The organism is Streptomyces alkaliphilus (assembly GCF_014141535.1).
Classification (GTDB): domain Bacteria; phylum Actinomycetota; class Actinomycetes; order Streptomycetales; family Streptomycetaceae; genus Streptomyces; species Streptomyces alkaliphilus.
In genome coordinates, this window is the sequence record NZ_VKHT01000269.1 from 1 (window position 1) to 5,678 (window position 5,678).

The 5,678-nt window shown below is 71.0% G+C and carries 4 protein-coding genes; 2 read left to right on the plus strand and 2 right to left on the minus strand.

Annotated features, from left to right (window positions below):
- Positions 1-33: 33 nt before the first annotated feature.
- A complete protein-coding gene (gene nhaA, locus FNQ90_RS10865) occupies positions 34-1,407 on the plus strand; it encodes a Na+/H+ antiporter NhaA (protein WP_182606183.1) in 1,374 nt (457 codons plus the stop codon).
- A gap of 177 nt (positions 1,408-1,584) precedes the next feature.
- Complete coding sequence (locus FNQ90_RS10870; RefSeq protein WP_182606184.1) at positions 1,585-1,899, plus strand: heavy-metal-associated domain-containing protein; 315 nt, start codon at positions 1,585-1,587, stop codon at positions 1,897-1,899.
- Between the two features lie 672 nt (positions 1,900-2,571).
- Here the strand turns inward: FNQ90_RS10870 and FNQ90_RS10875 are convergent.
- Together FNQ90_RS10875 and recD2 are read right to left on the minus strand one after the other, a co-directional pair.
- Positions 2,572-3,882 (minus strand): citrate synthase, encoded by a 1,311-nt coding sequence (locus tag FNQ90_RS10875; protein WP_182606185.1) that lies wholly within the window; start codon positions 3,880-3,882, stop codon positions 2,572-2,574.
- Between the two features lie 384 nt (positions 3,883-4,266).
- Positions 4,267-5,678 (minus strand): SF1B family DNA helicase RecD2 (gene recD2 / locus FNQ90_RS10880; RefSeq protein WP_182606186.1); only part of this gene is annotated, 1,412 nt, incomplete at its 5' end.

The window sequence follows — 5,678 nt, forward strand, 5'->3', positions numbered from 1 at the left end:
CCCGTTCCCGACCGCCTTCGGAGGCCCCCGCTGATGACGCCCCCGTCCGCACCCAGTTCCAATGTGCCCGGCGAGTACCGGGAGCGTGATCGACGGTCCGTCGCCGAGTTCCTCCGACTGGAGGTCTCCGGCGGCCTGATGCTGCTGATCGCCGCCACTTTGGCCCTGATTCTCGCCAACTCGCCCCTGGGAGACGGCTACGCCTCGGTCCGGGACCATTACCTGGGCTTCTCCGAGCTGGGGCTGCGCATGTCCATCGGCCACTGGGCGGCGGACGGCCTGCTGGCGGTCTTCTTCTTCATCGTCGGTATCGAACTCAAGCGCGAGATGGTCATCGGCGAGCTGCGCAATCCCGTCGCGGCGATCCTGCCCATCGTCGCCGCGGTCGGCGGCATGGCCGTGCCGGCGATCTTCTATGCCGTCGTCGTCGGCGTCCAGGGCGGCAACATGGACGGCTGGGCGGTGCCGATGGCCACCGACATCGCCTTCGCGCTCGGCGTGCTGGCGGTGGTCGGGCGCAATCTGCCATCGGCGCTGCGCACCTTCCTGCTCACCCTGGCGATCGTGGACGACCTGATCGCGATCACCGTGATCGCGATCTTCTACACCTCGAACCTGAACTTCCTCGCCCTCTTCGGCTCCTTCGTCGGCCTGGCGGTCTTCTGGGTCCTTCACCACAAAGGGGTGCGCGGTTGGTACATCTACGTGCCGCTGGCACTGGTGATCTGGGCCCTGATGTTCAACAGCGGCGTGCACGCCACCATCGCGGGTGTCGCCATCGGCATGCTGCTGCGCTCCACTCCGCGCGAGGGCGAGAAGCACTCCCCCGCCGAGCACGTCGAGCACATCGTGCACCCGTGGTCGGCGGGCCTGGCGGTGCCGATCTTCGCGCTCTTCGCCGCCGGCGTCGCGATCTCGGCCGAGACGATCACCGGCCTGCCGCAGCAGCCGGAGGCGCTGGGCGTCGTACTGGGTCTGTTCCTCGGCAAGATCGTCGGTATCTTCGGCGCCAGCTGGCTGATGGTGAGACTCACCCGGGTCGAGCTCAACCCGGTCCTGAGGTGGGCCGACATCGCCGGCGCCTCGATGCTGGCGGGCATCGGCTTCACCGTCTCGCTGCTGATCTCCGAACTGGCCTTCACCGAGGACCTGGAGCTCCAGGAGACCGTGAAGGCGGCGGTGCTGCTGGCCTCGCTCCTGGCCGCGGTGGGCGCGAGCATCGTGTTGAGCATGCGGAACCGGCAGTACACGGCCGAGAACGGTCCGGAGGGTCCGGGCGACGGCCCGGCCGCCGTTCGGGCGGACGACGACGGCTCAGGCGACGGCGCGGCGGCCTCCCCGGGGACACCCGGGACCGGGGCCGGGTCCGGCGGTGACAGCGGGGTCCCGGCACGGTCCGGGAGCTGAGCGGGCCCCGGGAGACCCGGGGGACCCGTGAGCCGCGGAAGGGCCCCGGGGGCGACAGGTGTCGCCCCCGGGGCCCTTCCGCGTGTCGCCGGAGCCCGCACTCCTCGATCCCCATCCGGCCCCGCCACTTCCCGCTTCCCGAATCACATACCCTCCGGGGGTATAGTGGGCGACTCCATGACGTCCGACCGCGCCGGCCCGCCGGCGTCCGGTGGGGCGAGTGAGCCATCCGCACCGGCCGAACGGCCGCACGGCAAGGAGGAAGCCATGAGCGAGACGATCCACCGGGCCACCTGGAAGGTGTCCGGGATGACCTGCGGCCACTGCGAGAAGTCGGTTTCCGAGGAACTGTCCGCGCTGCCGGGGGTGAGCTCGGTGCACGCCCGCGCGGGCGAGGGGCTGGTGACCGTGGAGTCCGACCGCCCCCTGGACGAGGCCGCCGTACGGGCCGCCGTGGACGAGGCGGGGTACGAGGTGACCGGAGCCGCCTGAGGGCCCGACGGCGCCGTTTCGGCGGCCGGGGGCCGCAGGGGGCCGCCCGGACCGCCGAAACGGCCCCGGGGGCGGCCGACGGGGCCCCCGGAGCGGCCTCCCGGGCGCGACACGGGCCCGCCGGGGAGCCGGAGGCACGGAAGGACCCGGGAGGAGCGGGCACACGGGGGATGCCGGGACGGGGAAAGCCCTCTCACCCCGACTCCGCCACGGGCCACCACGGCAGGAGGAAGTCCACCGCGACAGGAAGGCGCCCCACGCCGGGTCCCCCCACAGGGCCCGAGCGCGAGGCGCCTTGTGCCGTCGGCGCAGAGCGTCCCCCCACGGGACCCCGTCCGAGCGGCTGTCGACGTGGGTCCAGCCGAAACCACGTCGATCTCACTCCATTAGACCGACCCGGAGGCCCCGGGTTGCACCCAGCCGGGTGTGATCTGAATCACATTACATGATCGTAGTCGCGTCACCACGATGTGCGATCACCCCGGGAGCGACGCGCGAGCCGGGCCCGCCCCGCGTCCGCCCCGTCCCGGGCCCTTCCCCGAAGAGCCCGGGAGAGCCCCGGACGGCACGGAGGAACGCCGCGGGGCCCGTTCCCCCGATCGGGGGAACGGGCCCCGCGGTGACGAGACCGGGTTCCGCGACCGCTCGGGCCGGGCACCCCCGGCCCGTCGCTCAGCGCTGCTCGACCGGGATGTAGTCCCGCTCGACCACACCGGTGTAGATCTGGCGCGGACGACCGATCCGGGAGCCCGGCTCCTTGATCATCTCGTGCCACTGGGCGACCCAGCCGGGGAGCCGGCCGAGCGCGAACAACACGGTGAACATGGTGGTCGGGAAGCCCATGGCCCGGTAGATCAGGCCGGTGTAGAAATCGACGTTCGGGTAGAGGTTGCGCGAGACGAAGTAGTCGTCGCTCAGCGCGCGCTCCTCCAGCCGCAGCGCGATGTCCAGCAGCTCGTCGTTCTTGCCGAGCGCGGAGAGCACATCGTGGGCGGCGGCCTTGATGATCTTGGCGCGCGGGTCGAAGCTCTTGTAGACCCGGTGGCCGAAGCCCATCAGGCGGACGCCGTCCTCCTTGTTCTTGACCTTCTCCAGGAAGGTGTCGGCGTTGCCACCGGCCTCCCGGATCTGCTCCAGCATCTCCAGCACGGCCTGGTTGGCGCCGCCGTGCAGCGGGCCCCACAGGGCGTTGATGCCGGCGGAGATGGAGGCGAACAGGTTGGCCTGCGAGGAACCGACCAGCCGCACGGTGGAGGTGGAGCAGTTCTGCTCGTGGTCCGCGTGCAGGATCAGCAGCTTGTCCAGGGCGCCGACCACCACCGGGTCCAGCTCGTACTCCTCGGCCGGGACCGAGAAGGTCATGCGGAGGAAGTTCTCCACGTAGCCGAGGTCGTTGCGCGGGTAGACCACCGGGTGGCCGATGGACTTCTTGTACGCGTACGCCGCGATGGTGGGGAGCTTGGCCAGCAGGCGGATGGTGGAGATGTGCCGCTGGTCCTCGTCGAAGGGGTTGTGGCTGTCCTGGTAGAAGGTGGACAGCGCGCTGACGACGGAGGAGAGCATCGCCATCGGGTGCGCGTCCCGCGGGAAGCCGTCGTAGAAGCGCTTCACGTCCTCGTGGAGGAGCGTGTGCTGGGTGATCTCGCCCCGGAAGGCGGAGAGCTGATCCACGGTGGGCAGCTCGCCGTAGATGAGGAGGTAGGCGGTCTCCAGGAAGGTCCCGTGCTCCGCCAGCTGCTCGATCGGATACCCCCGGTAGCGCAGGATGCCCTGCTCCCCGTCGAGGTAGGTGATCGCCGATTTGTAGGCCGCGGTGTTGCCGTAACCGGAGTCCAGGGTCACCAGACCGGTTTGTGTCCGCAGCTTGCCGATCTCGAAGCCACGGTCACCGACCGTGCTGTCCACCAGCGGGAAGCGGTACTCGCCGTCGCCGTACCGCAGTACCACTGCGCTGTCGTTGTCACTTGCGCGGTGTTCGCTCACGTCATCCCTCACCGACGTAGTGCCTCTTCTTCGAGGTGCCCTGACTGATTCCACTCTCCCCCATCCGGGGCCACTTGGTGCACTCGGGGTCGTCCAATGGGCCCCGTTCTGGCACGCCGTGCCGGAACGGTACCGGACAAAGGGATGAATTTCCCCCGCCTTGGCGCGAGAGGCCCCGGGATGGCCCGGCGGCTCATCGGATCGTCACCCGAACCGCCGATCCGACGTTCACCGAGCCGCCCTCGCTCTCATTCGCTCATCGACTCATTCGCCCCGTTCGGCCGTTCGCCGGCCGCCGACGCCCCGGGGGCCCCGGCGCCCCGGGCGCACACCCCACGTGCCACCTCGGCGCGTCACTCCCCGTGATCCCCACCGGAGCGCCGGTCACACCTCCCCGGCCAACCTGTGTTTCAGGGCGGTGAACCGTCGACCGGCCGAGACCGTGCGCACCGCCTGCCCCAGCGCCCGCCGCGAGCCCACCAGCACCACCAACCGTTTCGCCCGGGTCACCGCCGTGTAGAGCAGGTTCCGCTGGAGCATCATCCAGGCACTCGTGGTGACGGGGATCACCACGCAGGGGTACTCACTGCCCTGCGAGCGGTGGACGGTCACCGCGTAGGCGTGGGTGAGTTCGTCCAGTTCGGAGAAGTCGTAGGGCACCTCCTCGTCCTCGTCCGTGCGCACGGTCAGCCGCTGCTCCTCCGGCTCCAGGCCCACCACGACGCCCACCGTGCCGTTGAAGACGCCGTTGGCGCCCTTGTCGTAGTTGTTGCGGATCTGGGTGACCTTGTCGCCCACCCGGAAGATCCGACCGCCGAAGCGCTTCTCCGGCAGGCCCGGTCGAGCCGGGGTGATCTCCTGCTGGAGCAGGCCGTTGAGCGCCCCGGCCCCGGCCGGGCCCCGGTGCATGGGGGTGAGCACCTGCACGTCCCGGCGCGGGTCCAGCCCGAAGCGGGCGGGCACCCGCCGCGCGGCCACGTCCACCGTCAGCCGCCCGGCCTCCTCGGTGTCCTCCTCCACGAAGAGGAAGAAGTCGTCCAGGCCGCTGGTCAGCGGCGGGGTGCCGGCGTTGATGCGGTGGGCGTTGGTGACCACCCCGGACTGCTGCGCCTGCCGGAAGATCCGGGTCAGCCGCACCGAGGGCACCGGTCCGCCCTCCGCCAGCAGGTCGCGCAGCACCTCCCCCGCCCCGACCGAGGGCAACTGGTCCACGTCCCCCACCAGCAACAGGTGGGCGCCCGGGGCCACGGCCTTGATCAGCTTGTTGGCCAGCAGCAGATCGAGCATCGACGCCTCGTCCACCACCACCAGGTCGGCGTCCAGCGGCCGGTCCCGGTCGTAGGCGGCGTCCCCTCCGGGCCTGAGCTCCAACAGTCGGTGAACCGTGGACGCCTCCGCCCCGGTCAGCTCCGCCAGCCGTTTGGCGGCCCGGCCGGTGGGGGCCGCGAGTACCACCTTCGCCCGCTTGGCGCGGGCCAACTCCACCACCGAGCGCACCGTGAAGGACTTGCCGCAGCCGGGCCCGCCGGTGAGCACGGCCACCTTCTCGGTCAACGCCAACCGGACCGCCTCCCGCTGCTCGGGCGCCAACTCGGCGCCGGTGCGCTTGGCCAGCCACCCCAGGGCCACCTCCCAGTCCACCCCGTCGAAGGCCGCCAGGCGATCCTCCGGGTGCTCCAACAGCCGTCGGAGCTGCGCGGCCAGGGAGACCTCCGCGCGGTGGAAGGGGACCAGGTAGACGGCCGTCACCGAGCCCCCGGGGTCCTCCGGGTCCGGCACCCGCTGCCGCTCCACCC

Excerpts from the sequence above, each read along its gene's own strand:
- nhaA (WP_182606183.1), top strand. The coding sequence starts at position 34 with ATGACGCCCCCGTCCGCACCCAGTTCCAATGTGCCCGGCGAGTACCGG.
- FNQ90_RS10870 (WP_182606184.1), top strand. The coding sequence starts at position 1,585 with ATGACGTCCGACCGCGCCGGCCCGCCGGCGTCCGGTGGGGCGAGTGAG.